At 63.1% G+C, this 25,606-nt stretch carries 22 protein-coding genes and 1 pseudogene; 14 read left to right on the top strand and 9 right to left on the bottom strand.

All coding sequences use genetic code 11. From position 1 onward, the window contains the following. Positions 1-7 precede the first annotated feature (7 nt). On the bottom strand, positions 8-1,429 hold the full coding sequence (locus JGU71_RS02890) for a condensation domain-containing protein (protein WP_199701762.1): 1,422 nt from the start codon (positions 1,427-1,429) through the stop codon (positions 8-10). Between the two features lie 433 nt (positions 1,430-1,862). Here JGU71_RS02890 and JGU71_RS02885 point away from each other — a divergent pair, with 433 nt between their 5' ends. From JGU71_RS02885 to JGU71_RS02875, 3 genes are read left to right on the top strand one after another with little or no spacing between them, the layout of a single operon-like run. Further along, complete coding sequence (locus JGU71_RS02885) at positions 1,863-2,822, top strand: ATP-binding cassette domain-containing protein (protein WP_199701761.1); 960 nt, start codon at positions 1,863-1,865, stop codon at positions 2,820-2,822. Next, positions 2,819-3,652, top strand: coding sequence for an ABC transporter permease (locus tag JGU71_RS02880; protein ID WP_199701759.1), 834 nt, complete (start codon positions 2,819-2,821; stop codon positions 3,650-3,652). The genes JGU71_RS02885 and JGU71_RS02880 overlap by 4 nt, the downstream gene beginning before the upstream one ends. 17 nt (positions 3,653-3,669) lie before the next feature. Continuing rightward, entirely contained in the window at positions 3,670-4,533 is an 864-nt protein-coding gene (locus JGU71_RS02875; RefSeq protein WP_307829466.1) for a glycosyltransferase family 2 protein, read from the top strand. Here JGU71_RS02875 and JGU71_RS02870 read toward each other — a convergent pair whose 3' ends face one another. After that, a complete protein-coding gene (locus JGU71_RS02870) occupies positions 4,534-5,817 on the bottom strand; it encodes a glycosyltransferase (protein ID WP_199701758.1) in 1,284 nt (427 codons plus the stop codon). It lies immediately after the preceding gene. 115 nt (positions 5,818-5,932) lie between these two features. On the opposite strand from JGU71_RS02870, the gene JGU71_RS02865 reads away from it, so the two are divergent. Genes JGU71_RS02865 through JGU71_RS02855 form a run of 3 tightly spaced genes read left to right on the top strand, consistent with a single transcriptional unit; the run spans position 5,933 to position 9,912 of the window. Continuing rightward, positions 5,933-7,219 (top strand): glycosyltransferase, encoded by a 1,287-nt coding sequence (locus JGU71_RS02865; protein WP_199701757.1) that lies wholly within the window; start codon positions 5,933-5,935, stop codon positions 7,217-7,219. Next, positions 7,216-8,535: a hypothetical protein gene (locus tag JGU71_RS02860; RefSeq protein ID WP_199701756.1), complete on the top strand. Its 1,320-nt coding sequence runs from the start codon at positions 7,216-7,218 to the stop codon at positions 8,533-8,535. Before JGU71_RS02865 ends, JGU71_RS02860 begins: the two co-directional genes overlap by 4 nt. A 42-nt stretch (positions 8,536-8,577) precedes the next feature. Continuing rightward, positions 8,578-9,912, top strand: a complete 1,335-nt coding sequence (locus tag JGU71_RS02855) for a hypothetical protein (RefSeq protein WP_199701755.1) — start codon at positions 8,578-8,580, stop codon at positions 9,910-9,912. Positions 9,913-9,914: 2 nt separating this feature from the next. On the opposite strand, the gene JGU71_RS02850 is transcribed toward JGU71_RS02855, so the two are convergent. After that, on the bottom strand, positions 9,915-10,652 hold the full coding sequence (locus JGU71_RS02850) for a PIG-L deacetylase family protein (RefSeq protein ID WP_199701753.1): 738 nt from the start codon (positions 10,650-10,652) through the stop codon (positions 9,915-9,917). Positions 10,653-10,757: 105 nt separating this feature from the next. Here JGU71_RS02850 and JGU71_RS02845 point away from each other — a divergent pair, with 105 nt between their 5' ends. Beyond that, complete coding sequence (locus JGU71_RS02845; protein ID WP_199701751.1) at positions 10,758-13,676, top strand: AfsR/SARP family transcriptional regulator; 2,919 nt, start codon at positions 10,758-10,760, stop codon at positions 13,674-13,676. A 1-nt stretch (position 13,677) separates the two neighbouring features. On the opposite strand, the gene JGU71_RS02840 is transcribed toward JGU71_RS02845, so the two are convergent. Beyond that, on the bottom strand, positions 13,678-14,853 hold the full coding sequence (locus tag JGU71_RS02840) for an acyl-CoA dehydrogenase family protein (RefSeq protein ID WP_199701743.1): 1,176 nt from the start codon (positions 14,851-14,853) through the stop codon (positions 13,678-13,680). Positions 14,854-14,975: 122 nt separating this feature from the next. On the opposite strand from JGU71_RS02840, the gene JGU71_RS02835 reads away from it, so the two are divergent. The 3 genes and pseudogenes from JGU71_RS02835 to JGU71_RS30335 form a co-directional block, all read left to right on the top strand. Beyond that, positions 14,976-15,590, top strand: a complete 615-nt coding sequence (locus JGU71_RS02835; protein ID WP_233528585.1) for a TetR/AcrR family transcriptional regulator — start codon at positions 14,976-14,978, stop codon at positions 15,588-15,590. Then, complete coding sequence (locus tag JGU71_RS02830) at positions 15,587-17,407, top strand: alpha/beta fold hydrolase (RefSeq protein WP_199701742.1); 1,821 nt, start codon at positions 15,587-15,589, stop codon at positions 17,405-17,407. The genes JGU71_RS02835 and JGU71_RS02830 overlap by 4 nt, the downstream gene beginning before the upstream one ends. Next, a pseudogene (locus JGU71_RS30335) lies at positions 17,404-17,583 on the top strand (hypothetical protein); the annotation flags it as partial. The gene JGU71_RS02830 and the pseudogene JGU71_RS30335, both read left to right, overlap by 4 nt. A gap of 628 nt (positions 17,584-18,211) precedes the next feature. Here JGU71_RS30335 and JGU71_RS30525 read toward each other — a convergent pair. After that, positions 18,212-18,766, bottom strand: a complete 555-nt coding sequence (locus tag JGU71_RS30525; RefSeq protein ID WP_372433079.1) for a GIY-YIG nuclease family protein — start codon at positions 18,764-18,766, stop codon at positions 18,212-18,214. A 181-nt stretch (positions 18,767-18,947) separates the two neighbouring features. Here JGU71_RS30525 and JGU71_RS02820 point away from each other — a divergent pair, with 181 nt between their 5' ends. After that, positions 18,948-19,949 (top strand): DUF6670 family protein, encoded by a 1,002-nt coding sequence (locus JGU71_RS02820; protein ID WP_233528583.1) that lies wholly within the window; start codon positions 18,948-18,950, stop codon positions 19,947-19,949. A 69-nt stretch (positions 19,950-20,018) separates the two neighbouring features. On the opposite strand, the gene JGU71_RS02815 is transcribed toward JGU71_RS02820, so the two are convergent. After that, positions 20,019-20,285 carry a hypothetical protein gene (locus tag JGU71_RS02815; protein ID WP_199701741.1) on the bottom strand — a complete coding sequence of 89 codons (267 nt, stop codon included), beginning with the start codon at positions 20,283-20,285 and terminating at the stop codon, positions 20,019-20,021. A gap of 150 nt (positions 20,286-20,435) precedes the next feature. Then, a complete protein-coding gene (locus JGU71_RS02810) occupies positions 20,436-20,789 on the bottom strand; it encodes a hypothetical protein (RefSeq protein ID WP_199701740.1) in 354 nt (117 codons plus the stop codon). Positions 20,790-20,996: 207 nt separating this feature from the next. On the opposite strand from JGU71_RS02810, the gene JGU71_RS02805 reads away from it, so the two are divergent. The 3 genes from JGU71_RS02805 (at position 20,997) to JGU71_RS02795 (ending at position 22,649) form a co-directional block, all read left to right on the top strand. After that, complete coding sequence (locus tag JGU71_RS02805) at positions 20,997-21,554, top strand: dihydrofolate reductase family protein (protein ID WP_199701739.1); 558 nt, start codon at positions 20,997-20,999, stop codon at positions 21,552-21,554. A gap of 105 nt (positions 21,555-21,659) precedes the next feature. Continuing rightward, positions 21,660-22,106, top strand: a complete 447-nt coding sequence (locus tag JGU71_RS02800) for a 6,7-dimethyl-8-ribityllumazine synthase (RefSeq protein ID WP_199701738.1) — start codon at positions 21,660-21,662, stop codon at positions 22,104-22,106. Positions 22,107-22,205: 99 nt separating this feature from the next. After that, a complete protein-coding gene (locus JGU71_RS02795; RefSeq protein WP_199701737.1) occupies positions 22,206-22,649 on the top strand; it encodes an SRPBCC family protein in 444 nt (147 codons plus the stop codon). A gap of 69 nt (positions 22,650-22,718) precedes the next feature. On the opposite strand, the gene katG is transcribed toward JGU71_RS02795, so the two are convergent. Continuing rightward, a complete protein-coding gene (gene katG / locus JGU71_RS02790; RefSeq protein WP_199702833.1) occupies positions 22,719-24,899 on the bottom strand; it encodes a catalase/peroxidase HPI in 2,181 nt (726 codons plus the stop codon). A 71-nt stretch (positions 24,900-24,970) separates the two neighbouring features. After that, positions 24,971-25,414 (bottom strand): Fur family transcriptional regulator, encoded by a 444-nt coding sequence (locus tag JGU71_RS02785; protein WP_199701736.1) that lies wholly within the window; start codon positions 25,412-25,414, stop codon positions 24,971-24,973. Positions 25,415-25,606 lie beyond the last annotated feature (192 nt).

The following is a 25,606-nucleotide window of genomic DNA, read 5'->3' as shown; positions in this document are numbered from 1 at the left end:
GACCTCCTCAGCTTGCCCGTTGCGTTGCGTCGGCGGCGTGCGCGAAGTTACCGCCGTCGGCGACCGATGTGAGCATCGACCCGAATGTGCTGATCAAGCGTTCGACGTTTCCTGTCGCCGTCGTGTTGCCGGGAAAGCGAGTGGAGATCGTCAGTCCGGCCGGTGCGCGGCTGATCCAGAAGTAGACTTCGTCATTCGATTCCGAACGACCGCGCAGCGTTCGGGCGCGCCACTGCGGCCACTGTTCGGCGTCAGGCACGTATCGAACATCCAGATAGGACAACGCAAAACGCGGAATCGCAGAATTGTCGAGCAGTTCGGCAATACGTGGATAGGGAAAGCGCGCCAGCTCTTTTGCCGACGCGACAGCTGTCGTCGCAGCAACCAGGCAATCCTCGAATGTCGTTGCACCGCGGAGGTTCACCTCGACAGGGACGATGCCCACGTACCACCCGACCGAGAAGCGATAGGCCAACTCGTGTCTGGTATGCATCGGCATCGTGAAGCGCAGGGTCGGGTCCCCGGTGAGCTCGCGGTTCGCCAAGGCGACCGAGGCGAGTATCGCCGACTGCATTCCGTGGCCTGCCTGCCGGCTGTACGCATTGACGGCTTCTGCCTGCTCTGCGTTCAGCAACCACGACGAGGAGCTACCTTGCTGTGCGGCAGCGTCTTCCGAGCCGACCGACGTGTCGACCGGCAGCGGGAACGCAGGGAACTTGCCGCCGGACTGCCGAAGGAATCGGCTCCACGCCTTCACGGCGTGATGCTCTGCAACGACCGAATTGCCAAGTTCGCGATCGTGCACACTGAAGTCGAGGTGGCTACCGACGTCGGGCAGTCCCGGGTCGGTGCCGAACAGTTCGTATTCGTAGAGTCGGTGGATCTCGCTGATAGCCAACAACATCGAGTACGCATCCATCACCGAGTGGTCGGCGCCGAAGATCAGGAGAAACGACTCTGGCGTTTCGATGGTTGCGGCGACACAATGCGGCCACGCAAACGGCGAGATGTGGTTGTCGAAGAAGTCGATCACCTTGGCGTGCATGTGTTCCGACGTCAACGTCTGGTGGGCAACCGCGTCGACGCCGAGAAGTTCGCCCGAGGTGGTTCGTCGTGAAAAGCGATCGGTACCTTGACCATCGAGATTCTCGACCACCGTTGTGCGGAACGTTTCGTGACGCAGCATCCATGCGCGTAGCGCGCTGGCGACCTTGTCGGCGTCGTAGCGATGGTGGATTTCGAAAACGCCGCCGAGCCACGATGTGCTTGCGGCGCGATCGCCACTGCCGCGGGCGCAGTGATCCTCGTGTGTGTAGGCAAGCGGACGTGCGTCTGCGGACCAGGTCGCACCGTCGCATCGTGTGCTCGGCACCCAGGCTGTGAGTCTTCCTGCGGGTAGCGGATAGTCGGAGAGTTCGGTGAATCGCATTGGGCCACATCCACTTCTGTAACCAGGAGGGTGATTCGCGGTGATCACGAAGCCGGCGGCGTCCTGTGGGCAACACCGCCCGAAAGTGACGCGAAAGCGATGCTAGGCGCGACGCGCCGATCGCGCGCAGCCGACGATGCGTAACTTTTGTCACGCTAAGTAATGAATGTGGAATAGACCACAACGGGCCTGCCGAGATCCGATTTCGACGCGATGACGCGAAGATGTCCGCGAGATGAACCCTGCGACTTCAGGCATCTTTTCGGCGTTTGCCGCGTGCCGACACATCGCATCTTGGCTATGTATCGGTCCAGTTGCGGGTCCGCGTTACATCCATATGCTCGGCAACGAGTGACCAATTCGTTTGCCGAGCACCACAGCGTCCGACCGGCAAACTTCGGATCGATCCCGCCTCACCCACGATGGAGGGAACATGAGTACGGAGAGCGACCTCGCCATCGCGACGGCAGGCCTGACCAAGTCGTTCGGAAGCTTCCGCGCAGTCGATGGCATAGATCTGCAGGTGCCTGCGGGCTCCGTCTATGCGGTTCTCGGCCCCAACGGGGCGGGCAAGACCACGTTCGTTCGTATGATCGCGACACTGCTACGGCCGGATTCGGGGACTGCCAAGGTCTTCGGCTACGACGTCGTCGAAGAAGCCACTGCCGTGCGGTCGCTCATCGGGTTGACGGGTCAGTATGCGTCCGTCGACGACGATATGACCGCGCAGGAAAATCTCGTCGTCTTCGGCAAGTTGCACGGACTTGGCCGAAAGGCGGCGCAGCTCAAAGCATCCACGCTGCTGGGCGAGTTCGGTCTCGACGACGTCGCCGATCGGCCGCTGAAGAAGTTCTCCGGCGGCATGCGTCGTCGATTGGATCTCGCGGCCAGCCTCGTCGCTGCTCCGCCGCTGCTGTTTCTCGACGAACCGACAACCGGACTGGATCCCCGCACGCGCGCACAACTGTGGGACAGGTTGCGCGCGTTGGTCGCCGAGGGCACAACGATCCTGCTGACGACCCAATACCTCGACGAAGCCGACCAACTCGCCGACCGAATTGCGGTTGTCGATCGAGGCTCGCTCGTAGCCGAGGGCACGGCGGACGAACTGAAATCCGCTGTCGGAGCGCAACTCCTTGTCTTCACTCTGACCGATGAAGCCCTTGCGGCGACCGCGGCTGCCGTCATATCGCGCTTTACAACCGGCGACGCCGTCATATCACCGGGTGGGATCGTTGCTTCGCCCGTCGACGACCTGGACGCACTTCCGGAGATGTTGCTGGCGCTGCGGTCCGACGGGGTCGCGATACGCGAGGTCAACGTCAAGAAGCCCAGCCTCGACGAAGTGTTCTTCGCGATAACGAGCCAGTCGGCACGAGGGGAGGCAGCATGACCGTTACGGATGCCCGCCTATCGTCGGTCGGCACGGATCCGCTTGCCGGGCGTGTGATTCCGCACCGCATCGATGTGCGCCAATCGATTTCGCACACCTCGACGATGGCCCAGCGCGGTCTGCTCAAGCTGCGCCACAATCCGCAGCACCTGTTCGACGTGATCGCCCTGCCCGTCGTGTTCGCGGTGATGTTCTCCGCCATCTTCGGCGGTGCCATCGCGGGGTCGGTCGGCGCCTATCTCCCCACTCTGATTCCGGGCGTCATGGTGCAGGTTGCCATCGCGGCGTCGGTGACAACGGGAGTGCAACTACGCGAGGACATGAACAAGGGTGTGTTCGATCGGTTCAGATCGCTGCCGATCGCGCGTATTGCACCGCTGGCGGGTTCGCTGCTGGCCGACGTCGTCAGATACGCCGTCGCTACGGCGATGACCGTCGTAGTCGGCCTGGCCATGGGGTATCGCCCCGGCAGCGTTGCAGGTCTGCTGTTTGCCTGCGTTCTCGTTGTTGCCGTGGCGTTTTCATTGAGCTGGATCTTTGCGTTGATGGGTGTGCTGATGGACAAGGCATCCACCGTTCAGGGCGTCTCGATGCTGGTGTTGATGCCGCTGACCTTCATGTCGAACGCGTTGGTGCCCGTGTCGACGATGCCGGGCTGGATGCAAGCATTCGCCAACGTCAACCCTGTCTCGCACCTCGTGTCGGCTGTCCGCGAGCTCGCTGACGACGGGACCTTCGGCACGCAGATCGGTTGGTCACTGCTCGGTGCGGCGACCGTCCTTGCCGTCTTCGTTCCGCTCACTCTCCGCGTGTACATGCACCGTGCCTGACCGAAGAAGGGATCGATGTGGACACCAAATGTCTGTCGATAGTTGTTCCGACTTACAACGAAGAGGACATCATCGGTGAGTGCCTCGAGCGGCTGACCGCGCAACTGGAACACATCGCCGAGATCGTGGTTGTCGACAACAACTCGACCGACGACACGAACAGCATCGTGGAAACGTTCGCGTCACGATTCGCTGAGGTGAAGATGATCAGCGAGCGCGAACAAGGCCTGGTATTCGCCCGAAACGCGGGCCTCGACGCGGCCACGGGCCCCCTGATTGCGCGAATAGATTCCGATACTTTGGTACCGCCACATTGGGCGAAGTCGATCGTCGAATTCTTTGCAGGAGACACCGCCGGTAAATGGGCTGCGGCGTGTGGCAGGGGAGAGGCCTACGGACTCCCGTACGGTGATCGGCTCGGCAATTTCAAACGCCGCTATCTCGGCAGCAACACTAATAGTGCTGTCCGAGAAGTACCGGTTTTGTATGGCTCGAACATGATCCTGCGACGCGACGTATGGCACAAGATTCGCGATGCCGTGAGTATGCGGCGCGATATCTTCGAAGATGTCGATACCGGGCTGTGCGTAGGTGAATCCGGCGGCAGCATTGCATTTCTTCCGAATATCACCGTCGGTGTTTCTCCACGCCGGATGGAAACTCGGATGTCGGCGTTTGTCGTATATATGAGTTTCCTGCCTCGGACGCTCCTGCTGCATCGTCGATTCGGGTACGCGGCGTTGGCGACATTTGTCTACCTACCGGCCCTCACCGTGCTGCACGCCGGTCGGCTCGCAGTGATCCGCGGATACGATCCGAAGTCCGGATCGTTCTCGGCGCGAAACTATCGCCTCGCAACCGTCGATCGAATCAATCCGTAGCTAACGATCCCCGACGCACGCCTGCTCCACGATGTCCGCTGCACGATCCGCGGCAGCGGCGGGCGCAATCATCGCTGCGGCGACTCGTCCTGCTGCGGCAACGCAGGCGGCGTCGAGCGCTCGCGACAACGCCGCGTCGAAGGTCGTCGGTGTCACATCGGTGAGCCGCAGCGTTGCGCCCGCACCCACCTTGGTAACCCGTGCGCCCCAGATCGGTTGGTCCGCTCCGATCGAGCAGACCACCGTTGGCACTCCCGCCCGCAGGCTCGCGGCCGTCGTCCCTGCACCGCCGTGGTGGACGGCCGCACGACAGCGCGGCAGGACGGCGTCGTGATCGACAGATCGCGTGACGTGGACGCGCTCGTCGGACTCGAGCGCACACGCACTCCACCCTGCGGCGACGAGCACCCGGTGACCAAGCGAGATACAGACTGCCACAATGATATTCATAAGTTCGGTGGCGTTGGGTACGGCCATGCTGCCGAACCCGACGTAGATCGGAGGCGGCCCGGCGGCGAGCCACTGCGACAATTCACCGTCGTCGGAGTCGTCGCCAATCCGCGCTCGCGTCTCCTTCGAAAGATCGATAAATCCAACGAGCGGGCGGCCCGCACCCCACTCCTTTTCGAGATCGCCGAACAGGACCGGATCGTAGGCCTGGATTTCCGGCGTCCCGCGGCGCGCGATACGCGCTGCAGCGGGAGCCGTGCTGGGTGGTAGCCCGAGATCGGCTGCCAACGCATCGTCTGCGGACTTGCCTGTTCGCCACAGCAGATGCTCGACGGCGGCCCAACTCGCGCGGGTGACAGGCTCGCGAACGAGTCGCGGGAGGTGCTTCGTCGCGGGATCGAACAGTGACACCGAGCCGTTGCGTCGAACAGGGCAGTAGTGCAACGGGACGTAGGGGATAGCGAGGGATGCTGCGACGTTAAGCGCTCGTTCCTGCCCGGCGCTACCTCCGACGATCGCGTCCGCCTCCGCACCGATGGCCAGAAGTTCGGACTGCATCTGCAATCCACCCCGCATCGTGATTTCGTTGATCGCCCGGATACGTGTGAGTGGATTGGCGGATTTCAGATCTTTGCCGACCAGATCGGATTCCAACAATTCCAAGGTGTCGAGGCCGTAGGAATACGCGTCGAGACCGGACGATTCGGCGAATTCGACGAGGTTCGGCGGCGCTGCAATGGCTATCGTGTGCCCTCGTTCACGAAGTCGAACACCCAACGCGACGGCCGGCTGAATATCACCACGCGAACCATTGAAGGCCAAGACAAATTTCATGGGCGATATCACATTCTGTCGATGCCGTAATGCACAAATGGCGGGTCCGGACTAAGATCGAGTTTCGGAACGGACGACAACCTATCCACAAGATAGCATCGAACCGGAGACGCGTATGAAGTTCGCTTTCGCATTCAATGGCACCCGCGGCGATATTCAGCCCGCGGTTGTCCTCGCAGCCGAGCTGCGACGTCGAGGCCACGATGTGGTGTTCGGTGCGCCGCCCAATCTGGTGGGATTCGCAGCGCGCACAGGACTGGATGCGAAAAATTTCGGCTACGACACTCGCGCACACATGAACTCCGATCTCGTCCGCCAAGGTCCCCGGACCGGCACGCCGAGGCAACGGCTGAAGGCTCTCGCGGAGATCCGAAACTACGGCTGGGCGCAGATGGTCGAGGAGATGTCGGAGCTCCAGGGCGGTTGCGACGCCATCGTCACAGGTTTCACGACCGAACAGATCGCGATCGGCTATGCCGAGGCTGCGGGCGCGAAGCTGATCACGCTGCACCACGCGCCGATCCTGGCAAATCCGTACGTGTCGCCGGTTCCCGGCGCGTCGTTGTCGTTGCCGCACTGGCTCAATCGAGCGAGCTGGAAGCTTTTCGACAGTCTGTTCTGGTTTATCACTCGTTCTCGGGAGAACCGATTGCGGGCCGACCTCGGGCTCGAGCCGGCCACATCCGCACTCGCAGTGCGGCTGGTGAGCTATCCGACGCTGCAGATCCAGGCTTACGACGCCGTCCTTGTTCCGGAGCTCGCGCAGAGCTGGGACTCGATGCGTCCATTCGTTGGCTTCATCGACCCGACCGCCGAGCAACGCACCCTGATCGGCGAGGACAACGAGCCCGAGCCCGACCTGCTCGAGTGGATTGCCGACGGACCTGCGCCGATCTACTTCGGCTTCGGTTCGATGCCGGTCCCCGACCCACAGGGGTTGCTGGCAGCGATCACCAAGGTATGCGCCGACCTTGGGGAGCGCGCGCTGATCAGCGCTGGGTGGAACGACTTCGAGATAACTCCGAGTGCGAACGTTCGCGCTATCGGCGCGGTAGATCATGATCGCGTCTTCCCGATGTGCAGCGCGATCGTTCATCACGGTGGCGCGGGAACGACGGCCGCAGCGGCACGGGCAGGTGTGCCGTCGATGGTGTGTTGGGTCGGTTCGGATCAACCGTTCTGGGGCGAGATCGTTCGGACGATGGGGATCGGAACGTCCACAAGATTGAAGGGGCTCGATGCTGCGAAGCTCCGGGATGGTCTGGGCGAGATAGCAACCGCCGAATGTCGAGATAGGGCGCGTGCGTTTGCCGCGACGTTGACTCCACCCGACGCCGCCGTTGCCGCAGCAGCCGATGCCATCGAGAGTCACGTCCTATCCGCCGAACGAGTTCTCCGGTGAGGGCGCCTCACCGCCTCGAATCGTCGGACTTCGTGTACCGATTCGTCGACACTGCCTTCGGTTGGTCGGTAGTACTGCAGGTTGCGTGGGCGTTCTCGCGTCCGCCTAGTCGAGAAGCTTTGTCGGAGATGGCCGCTCGACTCGCCGGTGGGCCACTGAATCGCAGGCTGGTGACACCGCAAGTCCCGCTGGCGCGCCCGTATTGGACACAGTCGACAGTTCGTCCGGGGGTGATCGTCGACGAGGGCGCGACAGATTCGCCGAACGAGTGGCTGACTGCGGAGCTCGATACGGTGCCGCTCAATGCGGAGGCCGGGCGGTGTTGGCAACTGCGTGGCGTCGCCACCGACACCGGGGGATTCGTGCTGTCGCTCTGCGCGTTACATCTGGTAACCGACGGAAAGACGTTGGTAGCAGCGGCGTCGAGTGCCCGAGATAGCGCACCGCTACAGCAACCGCAGCAGTTCGGTCGCGCTTCGATGCTCGGGTCGGATCTGGAAGACGCTGCCAGGCAGTTCGTTTCGGCCGGTCTCGGCATCTGCAGAGCCGCCGTTGCTGTGGCGCGTGGCAGTGGCGCCGCCGGCAATGTCGACGTCGTGAAGAAGGCACCTCTGCATGAGCGCGCGCCGTTGGCTCGTCCTGTATGGGCAACGGTGACTGTGGACAGGCAGGATTGGGAGGTGGTGGCGAAACGACATGGCGGGACGGCGAATTCGTTGTTCGTCGCTGTCGTGTCCGGGCTGCTGCGCACCTCCGGATATGCGCCGCTCGGCCAGACCGTCAAAGTCGGAATACCTGTGAGTCAGCGGGTCGACGGCGACACCCGCGGCAATGCGACCGCCGGCGTATCGGTGTATCTCACGGAAGAGCCGGTCGCAGGTGGGGACCTCGCTGGAATCAGGAGTGCGTGCAAACGTGCCTTCGCCGCGTTGTCAGCGGGGCGTCGACCCGCGTTCGTTCACCTGCAGCCACTGTTGCAGATGCTGCCTGCGCGCTTGATCGCCACTGCAGCGTCTGCCGGGTCCGGAATGCCGGACGCAGTTGTGTCGAACCTGGGTAGCTTCCCTGCCGAACTCGCCGAGATCGGCGACGAGATTGCGACATCGGTGTTCTTTCGGGGGATCGCGCAGCACGTCGATCCGTCGATGCCGTTCAGATTCGGCGACGGTGTTCAGTCGTGGCTGCTCGAGGTCGGCGACAACGTGTCGTTCTCGGTCGTGGCGTTCGACGAGACGCACTTCGGCGACGATGCGGTGTTGCGAAACCTTCTTGCCGGAGAGCTAGCCGGGTGGGGTGTGCCGCATCGGATCTCGTAAGGACCTACCGACAAACCGTATGTGGAGACCAAGGAGATTTCGATGAGTCGAGTAGCTGGGGCCGACGAGTCGTACCTGTTGGCGGAGAACAACTTCGGGCTTTCCGCGCCGATTCAGTACCTGTGGATCTACGCTACGGATCCCGGTGCGAATGCGGTGACAGGGTTGCGAGATGAGCTTGCAGCCGGCGTGCTCGATCGCCGGGTGGTCCGAGCGCGAGTCCCGCTCGCCAGGCATCGTTGGGTGCGAGCCCATCAGATCCCCGACGTCTACACAGAGGCTCGTGTCATCGGCGACGACGAGGTATCCGACTGGGCCGACACCCGACTTCGCATGGCCGATCTCGAGCCGGCGGCGGGTGCGGGGTGGCGGCTGGAGTGTGCGCACACGGAGTCGGGGAGACTCGTTCTCTCCCTGTTGGTCTCGCACATGATCACCGATGGTCAAGGGCTGTACAACGCGCTCGCGGCCGCGCACGCCGGGACCTCGACGTCCACACTGCCCACCGCTGACGACGTGCGCGGGTGGGCGGGTCTGCGGGGAGACCTCGCCGATTCAGGCAGCCAAGTGGTCGAAGCAGCCTCCGCCATGCGGGTGGTAGCGAAAGAACTCTGGCGCCAGCGAAAACGCGGTACTGCCAAGCCGACCCGGCCCGCAAGCATGCTTGCCTCGCCGTCTGCCGATGATGCCGCCCCCGACACCACGCTTGCCATCGTCGATATTCCGAAGAGCGAGTGGATCGGTACAGCAAAGCAGCACGGCGGTACACCGAACGGGTTGCTGATCGCCGTTCTCGGCGGAGTCGTCCAGCGCGCGGGTTGCCCTTTGACAGACGACGAGATGCGGATCTGCATCGCCGTGAACAGGCGCGAAGACGGCGACGACCGCGCCAATGCATCTGGGGGAGTCTGGATTCGGATCCGCGACGAGATCGGTCCTGAGCGGGGACTCCGCGAGATACGAGCGCTCAGCAAAGACGCGCTCAGGGAGTACGCGACATCGGGCAACGACAAGGTTGCCGACAACCTACAGCCGATCGTTCGGTTGCTCCCGAAGAAGCTCATCGGGAAGATGATGCGCTCCGTGGTGGGTCCGGATGCGACGGTTTCCAATCTCGGTGTCGCACCCGCTACGTCCATCGAACTCGGTGGACTCACCGCCGAGTCGTTCGCGATTCGCGCAATCATGGTCGGCCACACGGCCTCCGACCGCCGAAGACAGGGTCCTGCGATCGCGGCATGGGCCGTCGAATACGGCGACAAGGTCACGGTGACGATCTTCGGAATCCATCCGGACTATTTCGGCGATACCGACTCTGTGCGCAAGCAGATCTCGGAAGAACTGACCGCATGGGGGTTGTCGGCCACGTTCTGGTGAGGTCAATGGCCTGGTGCAACGACAAAGCACTCCAACGAGATCCAGTCGCGGTATCTTTCGATCCCCATCGCCGCCATGAGGTCGGTCGTCTGGCTTCCGTGTGCGGCCAACGCTCGCAACTTTGCGTCGAGCAGAGGTCCTTCGAGTTCGACGAGCAACGCGAGATCGTGTGGCGCGGTGGTGGTCGGCAGGCCCGGTTCGAAGATATCGAACTGTGTGTGCACATCCTCGAAAGCGGCACTGTGCTCGTGGATGCCAGTGTTGTGCAACAGGTTCGGCGCATCGTCGTCGAAGCGCGCTACGGCGGCGTCGACCCAGCGTGACACCGTGCGGTGGTCCGGATGGCCGGTGAAACCGTCCGCACCGAAAGTGATGACCGTCTTCGGTCGGCGATCTTTCAGTATTGCTACGAGTTCGGCGATTGCGATCTCGGGATCGACTGCCGCACAGCCTCCGTCGGGAAAGCCGAGCAGAACGTGGTCCTGCACACCGAGTGCGCCGAGAGCGGCCGTCAACTCGTCGGTCCGGCGTCGGCCGAGCGCCGCTCGATCTTCGGCAGGTGCGTTGAGTTCACCCGCGGTAGCGATCACGCAGGTCACCTTCGCGCCGGTGGCAGCGGCAAGCGCCATCAGGCCGCCGGCTAGATACGACTCGTCGTCGGGGTGTGCCCAGATGGTGACGATGTCGCCGAGTCGGGCAACCAGGTTGCGTGCGGAATGGTTCTGCAAGGAAGTGGTCATGTCAGCAATCGTGTCGGTAGGTACTCACATCCAACTTCCATCGGCTCACATATGCCAGGTGAGCTACGATTTGCGCACTTTGTGACGATTCGGCGGTAGAAGACGATGGCTTCGAATCTGGTGATCGGTGTGCTCGGGCCGGTGCAGGTCAGCATCGACTCTGTCGACCGCGCACCGAAAGGCACCCTGCAGCGCCGTTTGCTCGCGATGCTCGTACTGCACGCCAACGCCATCGTTTCGGCCGACGCACTCTGTGAGGCGCTCTGGCCGACAAAGCTTCCGGCCGACCACCATGCTGCACTGCATACCCACATGTTTCGGCTCAGGCGATCGCTGCCTGCCGTCGACATCGAGCGAACAGCGTCGGGCTACCGGTTGAGCGTCGACGCCGCGGCACTCGACGCTCGGGTCTTCGAGACAGCAGTCACTCGCGCCGCAACTGATCGGGACGGCACTGCAGCGCTGACGATCCTCGACGGCGCGGAGGTGTTGTGGCGAGGGAGGCCCTACGAGGAACTGGGCGACGTGGCCGACGCAGCCATCGAAGCCGAACGACTGATCGAGATACGGAACAGGGCAAGCGAGGTGAAGTTCGACCTGCTGTTGGCGGCAGGCAGGCATCGCGACGTGCTTGCTGATCTCGATGCTTTCGCGGCACGGCACCCGCTACGGGAGCGACCACAGGGGCACCTGATGACCGCTCTGCATCGGGAGGGTCGAAACGCCGACGCACTTGCCGTGTACGACCGCTATCGCCGCAGGCTCGGTGAGGAACTTGGGATAGATCCGTCGCCGCAGATCGCACGACTGCACGATTCGATGCTGACCGCATCAACGGCCGATCTCGCAGAAGAGGTTGCCCCACAGGAAAATCAAGGTCGGCTTGTTGGGTTCGGTCGGCACGACAACACCTTCGTCGGCCGCGAAGACCTCGTAGCGAACCTGGACAGATTGTTGACCGACCACCGCATAGTCACGGTGCTGGGAACCGGAGGCGTCGGCAAAACGCGCCTGGCCAGCGAGGTGTGCCGTCGAATTGCGCCACGTTTCCCCGACGGAGTCTGGTTCTGCGCGCTCGCGCAGGCGAATAGCGACACCGTTGCGCTCACCGTCGCGGTTGTGCTCGATATCGAGCCGCGTAGCGGTGCCGATCCGGTGCAGCGTATCGCCGAGGTGCTGCAACACCAGAAAACGCTGCTGGTGCTCGACAACTGCGAGCACGTGCTGGACGAGGCTGCCGCGTTGGCCGAAACGGTCGTCCACCGCGCCCCCGGCGTGACAGTTCTGGTGACAAGTCGTGAACGCCTGAGAATCGACGGCGAACATCTGTGTCCGGTCCCGCCCCTACCGCTGCCGTCGATGTACGCAGCGGATCAGCCTGCGGTGCAGCTGTTTACAGATCGGGCCGACGCAGTGCTGCCACGGTGGGAACCCTCCGAAGCAGAACGAGCCGTAATCGCAACGGTATGCCGCCGACTCGACGGCCTGCCGTTGGCGATCGAGCTGGCTGCCGCACGTCTGCATACCCTGACACTCGATGAGATCGCCGACGGTCTGGACGATCGGCTGCGTATGTTGACGCGCGGCAGGCGAACGGTCGGCAGGCACAGTTCACTCGGCGCGGCGATCGAATGGTCGTACTCACTTCTCGATGACGACGAACGAAGGTTGTTCGAGGCCGTCTCCGTGTTTCACGGTCCGTTTCCTGCGGCGGGCGCGGCCGCCGTGGTCGAGTGCTCGGTTGCCGACGCGACCGACATTCTCAGCAGTCTTGTCGAGCGATCGTTGCTGCAGCGCAGCGGCACGAGATATCTGATGCTCGAATCGTTGCGCGACTTCGGCGCTGTGCGGTTGCAGAGTCGTGGAGCGACGGATGCGGTACTGCATAACCATGCACGTTTTATGATTCGTTTCGTTGCCGAGTCGAATCGTCGCTTGCGAATGCCGGACGTCGTCGGTGTGCTCGACGACATGGACGTGGCGCTCGCAGACATGCGAAATGCGTTCGCGCACCTGCTCGGACGTGACCTTTTCGACGAGTTGCTCGACGCGTCGCTGGACCTGCACGACTACGGGCTGTACAGAATGCGACCCGAAGTTTTCGGCTGGGCGCAGTCGGCGGCCGAACGAGCTGACGCTGCCTGCTCGACCGATCCGCGCGTTGCGGAAGCTTTCGCGATCGGTGCTGTCGGCGCCTGGAAGCGTGGTGATCTCGAGTTGATGGACACCCTGGTGACGCGTTCGAAAGAGCTGTCGTCACGTTCGGCGATCAGCTCGATGGGGTACTACACCGCAGCTCTGTTGACCCTCCAGGCGCTTGTCCATGGTCGCCTGGACGACGCGATCGATAAACCGTTTGCCCCCAACGGGTCTGCGGTGGGAGACGACGACGCGTTTCGCCGAGCCGAACGCGAAGGCGTCGTGCTCCTCGCGCGGGGTTACCGCGGTGACGAAGCTGCACCGGAACTCGCCACCGAGATGCTGCGTTCGACGAACGAACGAACCCCGATACTGCGTGCGGCGTGGATCAACTACGTTGCAGGCGAATCGGTTTTGGATACCGACCCGGCCACCGCTGCCGTCCGGCTAGCGCGCGCGATGGACCTTGCCCGGCGTTGCGGTTCGTCGTTCGTGCTCGGCATCGCTGGGTCTACGGCGGCGTCTCTGGAAACCCGTCATGGTGACGCCGAGTCAGCGGTCGAGTTGTACCGCTGGCTGTTGCCGCATTGGCGTCGAGCAGGTGTCAGATCGCTGCAGTGGACGACCTTGAGATCCGTCGCCGAATTGCTTGCGCGGCTGGGCCTCACCCGCGCCGCCGCCGTGCTCCTCGGTGCGGTGACGTCGTCGGCCGGTGGGCACGACATCTATGGCGAAGACGACCGTCGCCTGCGCGAGCTTGCCGACGAGTTACGAAGGATCCTCGGAACCGACATGTACACCGCAGCTTTGGCAGAGGGTGGCAGGCTGGACGACAACGCCGCCGCGGCAAGGGCGTTGTCGGCCTTCGACCACAGACAGGTCTGACCTACCACCGTGGCGTTTGTCCTGCGATACCGAGCGCGGCCTTGCCCACCATTTCGTGTGTGAGCGCATCGTTTCCGGGATGGAAACCGCCGCAACGAACGTCGCGGTACAACCGCTCCAGTTCGCGTCCGCGGAACATCCCTGCGCCACCCGTGACATCGAGTGCGATGTCGACGACCCTTTTCGCCGCCTCGACCGAACGCCACTTCATCGACAGCAGTTTGGGTCCCCACTGTGCGCCGTGATCGGCTCCTGCCATCCAGTCGTCGACGAACCGATCAGCGGTCGCGACCGCCGCGTCGAGTTCCAAATACATCTGCGCGACCTGGTGCTGGACCATGGGGTTGTAGGCGTATGCACTGCGTTCGATTGCGATGGAGGACTTGCCTTGTGCCGATGCGATCGCGAGTTCCATTGCGCGCTCTGCGATTCCGAGGTAGACGTTCGCGATAACCGGTAGGGCCCACATGTTCATTGCGACGTAGAACAGGTCGGTGTCGTCGCCGGCAGGTAGGACCCGACCGATACGTGAATCAGGGACGTAGACGTCGTCGAGCACGGTGTCGTGGCTCTGACTCGGTCGCATGCCGAGGGTGTCCCAGTTCTCCACTACCGTCACCCCGTCCGACCGCCTATCGACGAATGCATGCACGATCTGCCCGTCGGATGTCATCGCGTGAGCACCGAGCCAATTCCATACCGGACCATTGGATCCGAACTGCTTTCGTCCCGTGAGGCGATAGCCGCCGTCGACGCGCTCCGCCACGCAGGTCGACAGAACAACCGGAACGTCGTTGCCCGACTCTGCGTGTCCGGCTGCGAAGATCTCTCCGGAGGCCGCGGCCTGCAGGATCCACACGAGCGATCTGTCGCCGAATCGCTCCAACTCCGCGGCAAGACCGGTCCAGTAGAAGTGCATCGTCGTGGCCAAGGCCGTCGCCGGGGCGTACCGCGCCAGCCTGCGTTGCGACTGCGCCAGGTCGCCCAGTGTCAGTCCCCAGCCACCGTGGTGCGTCGGTACCACCGCTGCCAGGTAGTCGACTGTGCGGAGGTCGGCGAGATCTTCGTGGAAGTACGTATTGGTCCGATCGAGTTCACCGGCACGAGCGCGGAAACGCTCGAGCATGCCGATGTCGAGGGTGTGGTTGGTTCGGGTACTGCTCAATGTGTTGGTCATGTCGGCAACTTTCGCGATTGCCACTCACATCCGGCTGACATCCCCTTTCACGTCGGCTACCTGTGTGCGAGTCGACCCGAACCGTCGTTGCCAGAATATATAGACTGGTCTATTATTGCCTTATGAACCCAAAGCTCAAAGGAGCTGCTACCCAGCAGCGGATCGTCGAGGCAATGCTCGAACTGGTCCAGGTACATGGCTACAGCGGAACCGGCCTCAACAACGTGATTGCACACTCGGGTGCACCGAAGGGCTCGTTGTACTTCCACTTCCCTCAGGGAAAGGAGCAGCTCGGCGAACAGGCCGTCGTCCTCGCTGGGACCCAGTTCGAGGACATGATTCGCGGCGCTCTGGGTTCTGCAGGACCGGGCGAGAGTGCCGGCGAGATTGTCGAGTCCGTGACCGCGTCGCTGGCGCAGCTGCTCGAAGGCAGCGACTTCCGGGTCGGCTGCCCGGTATCGGTAGTCACCCTGGAGATGGGCGCGGAGAGCGAGCGGCTGCGCAGTGCCTGCGAGCAGGCGTACGAGAGCTGGATCGTCCCGGTCACCGAGTTCCTGATGGCGCGGGGCCACGGAGCGTCTGTGGCCCGAGCGACCGCGTCGGCGGTCGTCAGTCTCGTCGAGGGCGCGATGATCGTGTCGAGGGCCAGGCGTGACGTACAGCCGTTGCGCGACGCAGCGGTTACCCTGCGCACGCTGCTGGATCTTCCTGCCGACCGGACGAGTGCAGAAGCATGAGCGCGCCTCGACATGCCCTCGTCCTCGGCGCGACCGGGTTCCTCGGCCGGTGGCTGATCGTTGAGCTTGTTTCCCAGGGCGTCGCGGTGACGGCCGCCGTCCGCAGCGTCGACTCGGCCCGGACCCTCGAGGCATGGTTGGACCGCCACACCGTCACCGCTGGTGTCGTGTCGGCAGTCGTCGACTTCGACAGTGAAGACCTCGGTCTCCCCAGCGGCACGTCTGCGCTAGAGGGAGTCACCGAGATATACAACCTCGCGGGTGCCTTCAGATTCGGGATGACGGCCGACGAGGCCCGCCGCGCCAACGTCATCAGTGCGCAACGCATTGTCGGACTTGCGTCACGGCTTCCTGATTCGCCGCGGTTGGTGCACGTGTCCGGCTACCGGGTCGGTGGCCAAGATCCGACCACCGAACGTAGTCGTGACCGCACTGACGATTACGCGAGGCTCGGTGCTTACGAGGCGTCGAAGATCGAAGCCGACGCCGTGGTCCAGGAGACGGCGGCAAGGCTCGGCGTCCCGTTCACCATCGTGAATCCGGCGACCGTCATAGGCGTGAGCACCACGGGTGAGGCAGACAATCAAGCCGGTTTGGCAGCGAGCGTCCGGGACCTGTGGCAGGGGAAGCTCGCCGCGCTACCCGGAAACGCGCGTGTCTTCGTACCGGTGGTGACGGTCGACTACCTCGCTCGGTTCATGGCGCTCGTTCCAACGCTGCCCGAGGCAGCCGACCAGTCCTACTGGGTGCTCGACGACGAGACACCCGGACTGCCGGATCTGCTCACCGCTGTCGGTCGACACTACGAGGTCGCGGTTCCGCGGTTGCGGATCCCAGTCGGCATGATCAAGCGGCTGCCGAGCGCTGTGACCAAGGCCGATCCGGAGACCCTGAGTTTCATGTCCACCGAGCGCTATCCCACCGCGTCGGCGCAGGAGCTCGCCCGCCGACACGGGCTCCAGGTCCCGGCGACCCTGCCGGCGATTCAGCGGTGGGCCGATCACATAGCCGCCCATCGCTTCGGCGAGAGCCCGGCCGGCGACGCGGCTCGCGGTTTCACTTCGTACGCCGGGATTCGCACCTTCGGTATCGGCGACCCGGCCGCGCACACCGTCGTGCTCCCTGCTGTCCCAGTCAACGCCGACACCTGGGTTGGTGTCGCCGCGGAGCTGCCCGAGGCGACCCGGGTGCTCGACCTTCCGGGGCTCGGGATGAGCTCCGGGGACCCGGGCGTCTGGTCCCGCTGGATGGCCGATGTGGCGGGCGGCCGGGAAGGCCTGCATCTCGTGGGTCACTCGATCGGCGCGGCAGTCGCCGTCGAATTCGCCTCGACCCACCCCGGACAGGTGCAGCGGCTGACCCTGATCGCGCCGGGGTTCCTGCAACGACCGGCCGGAGGCCTACAGCGACTTGCGCTTCTGACCGCTGCGTACCTGCGGTTCGCCCCGCCCGACAATCTCTCGCGCACTCTGCTGGGATCCGATGCTTTCGCATCCACACTGGAGACCAGCGTCGTCGATCTGCGTCGGCCAGGGGTCGCGCGCCGGATCGGACGACTACTGGCGGCGGCCGGTCGACGTAGTACCCGCCACGACCTGCGTCAGAAGCTGGCCGGCTTCCAGGGCGACGTACACCTCGTCGTCGGCGAGCTCGACCCGCTGGATTCGACCGCGCTGAGCGAGCTGGTTGCTAGGAACGATCGGATCCGCGTCAGCACCATTGCCGGGGCCGGCCACTATCCGCAGATCAGTCATCCGGCGGACCTCGCCGCCACGATCGGTGGCCTGGTATCCGTCGGCGAGGTGGTCGAACGATGACCTCCGGGCGCGAACTGTCCGACGTCGACCTCATTGCCGTCTACGAGGATCTGCACGCGCACCCCGAGCTCGCGTTCCAGGAGACCCGCACTGCGAATCTGGTCGCAACCATGCTGGCCGGGTGGGGCTACCAGGTGCACACCGGGATCGGCGGCACCGGCGTCGTCGGAGTGCTGCCCCGGTCCTCGAACCGACGTTGCGCACGGGAGTTCACGCGCTCGTCTCCGCCGCACACACCTGGATGGCGACGGTCCGCTGACAACCGCTCTCACGTCGGTGACCTGTGCAAGAGTTGGCCCCTGACCGAGGAGTGGAGGACGACGATGTGGCCGAACGAGTGGCCTGCAATCCCGCGTGCAATCGCCATGGCCACCTACAGCGCGGAGGCTGCGGCACGTGCTGGGTCGGCGGACCAATTCGGTACTGCCATAGCGGAATTGAGCGCAATTCCCTTCGAGCAGGTTGCCGCAGTGCAGTTCAGGGTCATTCGCGAATTGATGGAGACATTGCATCCGGACGGGTTGGAGGGTGACGATGTGTCCGAGGTCCTCGGACGCTGTGCTCGGGCGGCGGCGCCCTGGTGGCAGGGCCTCGACATCCAGTTTCTTGCTGTCGTGATCACCGGCGCACTGGGCGTCGCCGAGGTCGAAGAGACACCGAGAGGGCGAGACAATCGGGTCGTCATCGAATCGGCCGTGCTTGTTATCGCTGACCTTGCAGGTGCCGCGAAGGTCGCGACGAAGGACTACATCGCACGCGCCGTCAGTGACATCGCCCGCGCCGAAACGATCGAGATGCCTTAGCTCAGAGCGGTTTCCGTCCCGCGCTTTCGGTGTAAGCGGCGCGCGCCTGCTTGATAACGGCGAGGTTGGGACCGCTAGCGAAGTCGACATTGAGCGGCGGCCGAAGGATTTCGATGATGGTTCGTTCCACGGCGGCGGGATCGGGATGCGCGCACCACGTTAGTGCAAGGTGATTGTGCATCCATGTGGTCAATCGGAGCTCGTCTTGCGGCGAAAGGACTACTCGGTCGGTCCACATCGTCTTGTACTGCTCCGAGTCGAGGAGTAGCCCGGCGAGGGTCCGTCTCAAAGTCGAAGACCCACTTCGCTTCAGGTGATTACTGACGATCCTTCGTCGCAGGTTCGATGCGAGACCTATGTACAGAAGGCGCATCGAGGAATCGCGGCCGTTCGGGGGACCTGCCAACGATTCGAACGTGACGGGTTCTGCCCACCACGCGTACAGCCCGGATACCGCCGGCACCTGTAGCGAGGCGTCTACGCTTCGCACTGGTGGCCCGAATAGCTCTTCGATGAGAGCGTCTACACCGGGTGTTGTAGGACTCGATTCGCCCATGACCTGTATCAAATCACCTCGGAACCTCGACCGACGGAGCCACCGAGCGCGGACCGCCGCTGGACTTGTGACTCACCAGTAAGTTACCGTTTAGTCAATTGGTCCGGCGCGAGTTTTTGCGATTGGGTCGCAAATACAGAACACGCGATCGAGGACTTTCTTTCGGCGAGAGGATCCGGAGTTGCTTGTTGCAGCAGCACAGAAGTTGGTCAACCACAACTGGCGGCACAATGGTCGACCGTTCGATCCGACGACACCGATGCACCCGCCCGTAGGTCGGTACTCGACTGTCCATTACGGAATGATGATTCCCGGACTACCTGCGCCCCTGAACTTTCTCGACCTCATCGTCGTGATCGGTCAGCCTGCGATCGACCTGTGGACCAACCCGCACCTCGTCGAGACGACGCCGCGCGACACCGCGAACGTGTTGATCGGGTCGGGGATCACTTTTCCGGGTCAATTTCGTGGGTATCGGATCGAGCAAGACATCACCGCGACCGACGACGGCAGCGTGGTGAAGTTCGGCAGCGACCTCGAACTGCGGCACGACTATCCGAACTTCCACCTGTCCTACGCCAACGACGCGTTCGCCGTCGAACTCGACATCGTTGCCACCGACAAGGTCGCGCACTTCAGCAAGCTGCCCGCCGGCATCTACGACCACTGGTCCCTGCTGTGCCAGCACACCGGAACCGTCACCTACGACGGGCAGACACATCGACTGAGTGGTCTGAACACCTACGAGTACGCGCGGGGAACCGCTATCGCCCTGCCGATGAAGTTCTTCACCTACCAGATCCTGAATATCGACGAATCGACCCAGGTCCTGATGACAGAGGTGCTCGGTCCGATGGGCTTGCCGCTGCAGCGGTCGGTGTACGTCCGCTCGCTGACCGATCATGGCGCCGTCTACGAGCGCGGATTCGCTTTCGAGGTCGACGAACTCGAAGCGGTTCCGCGGACCACACCGAACGACGTGTCGATGCACCTGGCGAAACGATTCCGCTGGTCTGTTCAGGACGACGGCGGAAACGACCTGATCGCACTCGAAGCAGTGACCAACGACGATTACGTCTACGGCATGGCTGGCGGCTACGTCGGAAGTTACACCTACACAGGGCAGTTCCGGGGCAGCGTTATCGCAGGAACCGGTTACGTGGAGTATGTCGGCACCCGCTAGCCGCGGCTGAACGCAGTGAAGGGACCCTTGCCCACATCCAGTGGTCAAGGGTCCCTTCGCGTCGCCGGGTCAGTGGTGGTTGTTGTGGCCGTGGTGGTCGTTGTCGTGGTGATTGTTGTTGTTGCGGTTGCGGTCGCGGAACGTGTTGTTGTCCTTGCGGTTGCCGTTGTTGTCGAAGTGATCGTGGCAGTAGGTGAAGTTGTAGCCCGAGCTCTTCTTGTTGCAGTAGAAGTCGTAGTCGCCGCCATTGCTTGCCGACGCGATGCCTGCCCCAGCGGACAGTGTGAAGAGAATTGCGGCGGAGGCGGTGACGATGCGCTTGGTGAAGTTCGACATGGGTTGTGCTCCAAAGGTTTTGTAGGCCGACACGGCGTCGTTCCTGTGTTGAGAACAAGTTTCCGGTGTCGACCGCTTTGGGTCTGTCGCGTCGCCGACGGTCCTACTGTGTCCGTGCCGACACTTCGTTTCGCGTGCGGACGGCGTGCGTCAGTCGAGCGTGGACGGATCCGGGCGCGGTGTCTTGGCGAGCAGATCCCGCCGCATGCCCTCGAGCTTCGCGCCTGACGCGCTGCGGTCGTGATGGGTCGGAATCAGTGAACCGTCGGTCTTTCCGCTCCGGCGTCGAAGATGAATCTCGACATCGGCCAGGTCGCGCGCAAGCTTGTGATCGCCCGCCCGCGCAGCAGCCCGCTGCGCACGTTGCACGGCAGTAACTTTCGGATCTTCGACGGGGGACAGGCTCGGGTGGTCGGCGGCCGAGTCGCTGCCCAGTGTCGCGACCGCTCGGGCCGCTACCTGTTCGACCGTATTGGCAGCACCGATCAGGAACCGTGTCAGCATGGACCGATTCGACATTTGTCTCCCAGACCCCACATGTGATCGCGTTTGCGTGGATACCCGGGAAGTATGCCGCCGCTCGTTCGTATCAGCCAATCGGTAGGAGCACCGTAAACAAACCGTAAGCATGCTCCGCCAGGCTGTAGGCACAAGGGAACGGCGAGAACGAAAGTCGAATCGCCACTCGACACCGACACGAAGGGACACGCAATGCGCAAGTTCAAGCTCCAGGTCCAGACCACCGTCGACGGCTACATGGCAGGGGAGAACGGTGAGATGGATTGGATGTCGTTTCCGTGGAGCGACGACCTCAACGCCTACATCGGCGCCCTCACCGAAACCGTCGATTGCATCGTGTTGGGACGCAAACTTGCCGAGGGCTTCATTCCCACCTGGGCTGCAGGACCCGAAGGTGAGGATCAGGATTCGATCGACTTCATGAACAACACCCCGAAGGTCGTCATCTCCGGCAGTCTCGCCGAATCACCTTGGGACAACACAGTTGTGGCCGGTGATCTGGTCGCGACCATCAACGAGCTCAAGGCGCAGCCCGGCAACGACATCATCACCTACGGCGGCGCGACGCTCGCCGCAAACCTCATCGCCGCCGGACTGCTCGACGAGATCAACCTCTTTGTGAATCCGACGGCGATCGGTGCGGGCAAGCCGGTATTCGGCAAAGATGCCTACGCGCAGCTGCGTCTTGTTTCTGCGACGCCGTTCGAATGCGGGATCACAGCGTTCCGTTACGTGCCGAAGGGCACGTGACTGCGTGGCGGTCGACCTCGAGGCGGCGACTATGTTGAATAACATTCGGCGTTGCTGGGCAGCGTCGCAGTCGACCCTGCGGGGTCTCGTCAACGGGGAGTGGAAATGTCGGAACCGCAATCTCGATCGATCGCCATCGTTGCTGCTCGGTGGCACGCCGACATCGTCGATCAAGCCGTCGACGCGTTCAAGAGCGAACTGGAGAGTCAGGGCTACACGGACGTCCAGGTCTTCACTGTGCCAGGAAGTTTCGAGATCCCGCTGCACGTTCAGCGGCTGGCGAATACCGGACGCTACGCCGCGATCGCCGCTTGTGGGCTCGTTGTCGACGGCGGTATCTACCGACACGACTTCGTTGCTACCGCGGTGATCGACGCGCTGATGAAAATCCAACTCGAGACCGACGTGCCAGTCTTCTCGGCAGTGCTCACGCCGCACCACTTCCACGAGCACACCGAACATGTCGACTACTTCCGCCGCCACTTCACGAAGAAGGGTGAGGAGTTGGCGCGAGCGTGTGCATCGACCGTCGCGAGCCTGGCGAGTCTGTAGAAGTCGGTCCATCGATAGCGCAACCATAGGTTGCGCAATGTCGGGATGTCTGCCATGCTTCTCATGCAACCAAACGTTGCGTAATCGAGAGGAACTGACATGGTCGACATCCTGCACAGAATCGCGACGGCAACGTCGTCGCCGGACGCGGTCTATCAAGCGCTGAGCACGCGAGACGGGCTCGCGGCGTGGTGGACGACGGAGACCACCGGCGACACCGAGGTCGGGGGAGTGCTTCAATTCCGCTTCGACGCAGGCGGTTTCGACATGAAGGTCGTCGAACTCGTGCCATCGGTCCGGGTGCTATGGGAAGTGATCGACGGGCCGGAAGAGTGGGTCGGCACAACGGTGAATTTCGACCTCACGCAGGACGGCGACTGGACGGTCGTCAACTTCACCCACGCCGGCTGGAAAGAGCCGGTCGAATTCATGCACCACTGCAGCACCAAGTGGGCGACGTTCCTGCTGAGCATGAAGGCGCTCGTCGAGACGGGCAAGGGCACACCCGCCCCTGACGACGTCAAGGTCAGCAATTGGCACTGAAGAAGACACACCCCGTGCGTCTTTTCGGCGGTCCGAACCGCCGAAAAGACGCACGAGGCGTGAAGCGCCCTAGAACCGATCGAGGTTTGTCACCTTGGTCCACGCCGCGACGAAGTCGTTGACGAACTTCTCCTTCGCATCGTCGGTTGCGTAAACCTCCGCAAGTGCCCGCAACTGCGAATTCGATCCGAAGACCAGATCGACACGGCTGCCGGTCCACTTGACCGCACCGGTCGAGCGGTCCTTGCCCTCGTAGGTGCCGTCGTCTGCCGCGGAAGGCGCCCACTCGGTGCCCATGTCGAGGAGGTTCACGAAGAAGTCGTTGGTCAGCGACCCCGGGGTGTCGGTGAACACGCCCTGCGACGACTTCTTGTGGTTCGCGCCGAGGACACGAAGTCCGCCGACGAGAACCGTCAACTCCGGAGCACTCAACGTGAGCAGGTTCGCCCGGTCGACCAACAGGAACTCGGCAGGCAACGTGTTGCCCTTGCCGAGGTAGTTGCGGAAACCGTCCGCTGTTGGCTCGAGTGCGGAGAAGGAATCCACGTCGGTGTCTTCCTGCGACGCGTCGGTGCGCCCGGGCGTGAAGGGAATGGTCACGTCGTGTCCGGCATTCTTCGCGGCCTGCTCGACACCTGCATTGCCTGCGAGCACGACGAGGTCGGCGAACGACACCGTCTTACCCGTCGCGTTGAAGGTCTCCTGAATTCCTTCGAGCGTGCGTACGACCACGGCCAACTCGTCGGGCTCGTTGACCTCCCAGCCTGCCTGCGGCTGCAGGCGGATACGGCCACCGTTGGCGCCGCCACGCTTGTCGCTGCCGCGGAACGACGACGCTGCCGCCCAGGTGGTCGAAACCAGCTGTGCAACAGTCAAACCCGATGCGAGGATCTGGCTCTTCAGGTCTGCGGCATCCGCGTCGCCGATGAGCTCGTGCGTCACCGGCGGGACCGGGTCCTGCCACAGCAGCGTCTCCTGCGGCACCTCTGGTCCGAGGTAGCGCACGATCGGTCCCATGTCACGGTGGGTCAGCTTGAACCAGGCCTTAGCGAACTCGTCCTTCAGTTCCTGTGGATTGTCGAGCCAGCGTCGCGTGATCTGCTCGTAAATGGGATCCACACGCATCGCGAGGTCGGTCGTCAGCATCACCGGGGTGTGCGTCGCGGACGGCACATGGGCGTCAGGCACCAGGCCTGCGCCACCGCCATCCTTCGGGATCCACTGGAATGCGCCCGCCGGGCTCTTGGACTGCTCCCACTCGAAGCCGTACAGCGTTTCGAGGAAGCTGTTGTCCCACTTGGTCGGAGTCGGGGTCCATGCGCCCTCGAGTCCGCTGGTGATCGCATCCTTGCCGACGCCGGTGCCGAAGCTGTTGCGCCAGCCCAGACCCTGCTCCTCGAGGGGTGCACCCTCCGGCTCGGGACCGATGTGGGGGTCGGGCTCTGCCGCGCCGTGCGTCTTGCCGAACGTATGTCCGCCGACGATCAACGCCGCCGTCTCGACGTCGTTCATCGCCATCCGTGCAAAGGTCTCACGGATGTCGGTGGCCGACGCGAGCGGATCCGGGTTGCCGTTCGGGCCCTCCGGGTTGACGTAGATCAGGCCCATTTGTACTGCGGCCAAGGGCTTTTCGAGGCTCCGCTGACCGGTATAGCGCTCGTCGCCCAGCCAGGTGTTCTCCGGGCCCCAGTAAACATCCTCTTCGGGTTCCCACTGGTCGACGCGACCGCCGCCGAACCCGAAGGTCTCGAAGCCCATCGACTCGAGTGCAACGTTGCCGGACAGAACGATCAGGTCGGCCCACGACAGCTTGCGGCCGTACTTCTTCTTGACCGGCCAGACGAGTCGGCGTGCCTTGTCGAGGCTGGCATTGTCTGGCCAGCTGTTGAGCGGTGCGAAACGCTGCATTCCTGCACCGGCACCGCCGCGACCGTCGCTGATGCGGTAGGTGCCCGCAGCGTGCCACGCCATGCGAATGAAGAACGGCCCGTAGTGGCCGTAGTCGGCCGGCCACCACGGCTGCGAATCCGTAAGGACTGCCTCGATGTCGCGCTTCACCTCGGCGAGATCCAGGGTCTTGAACTCGGCGGCGTAGTCGAAGTCCTCACCCATCGGGTTGGCGACGGCGGGGTTCTTCTGGAGGATCTTCAGGTTGAGCTGATTCGGCCACCAGTCACGGTTGCCAGCTCCTTCGGTCGGGTGAGTGCGACGCCCGTGTGCGACGGGGCATTTGCTCTCCTCCTCGTTCATTTCGGCAACGCGGGTTTCGTGGGTTTCCGACACGACAAACCTTTCCGGGAGTTACTGCTTCGGGGCTGTGATCACGGCTGTGATCCCGAACTACTGGCTGTTGAACACTTCTCGCACGTCCCCCAGTAGATGACCTCGGCCTCGTCGATCGAGAAGCCATCGGAGTGGGATGCGGTAAGGCAAGGGGCTTCGCCGACGGCGCAGTCGACGTCGGCGATGATCCCGCAGGACCGGCACACCACGTGATGGTGGTTGTCGCCGATCCGCGACTCGTAGCGAGCTACGGAATTGGACGGCTGGATGCGACGGATGAGGCCGGCCGCGGTGAGTGCATGCAGAACGTCGTACACCGCTTGGCGGGATACCTCGGGCAGTGAGGTACGCACGGAGCCGAGTATCGAATCCGTGTCCGCATGCGGGTTCGCGTGCACCGCATCGAGAACAGCGACCCGCGGACGGGTTACCCGGAGCGCTGCATCACGCAGCAGTTCCGTGGAGTTCGATGTGGGGGACACCCGACAGATAACACTCTCTTTTCTGGACTAAGTCAAGAGTTCGAGGTGAGCGTGTCGGAAAATCGAGGGCTGGGTGACTAGCCGATCGGCCTGCTTTCGGTTCTAACGTCGGTACGGTCGGTGCTGCTGCACGAGAATCGGACAGTTTCTTTCCGCTTCCGCGACAACGGGATGCGCGACGAATCGATTGCA

Source organism: Antrihabitans stalagmiti, assembly GCF_016482825.1.
Classification (GTDB): Bacteria; Actinomycetota; Actinomycetes; order Mycobacteriales; family Mycobacteriaceae; genus Antrihabitans; species Antrihabitans stalagmiti.
This window is presented reverse-complemented; position numbering and strand designations above follow the sequence as displayed.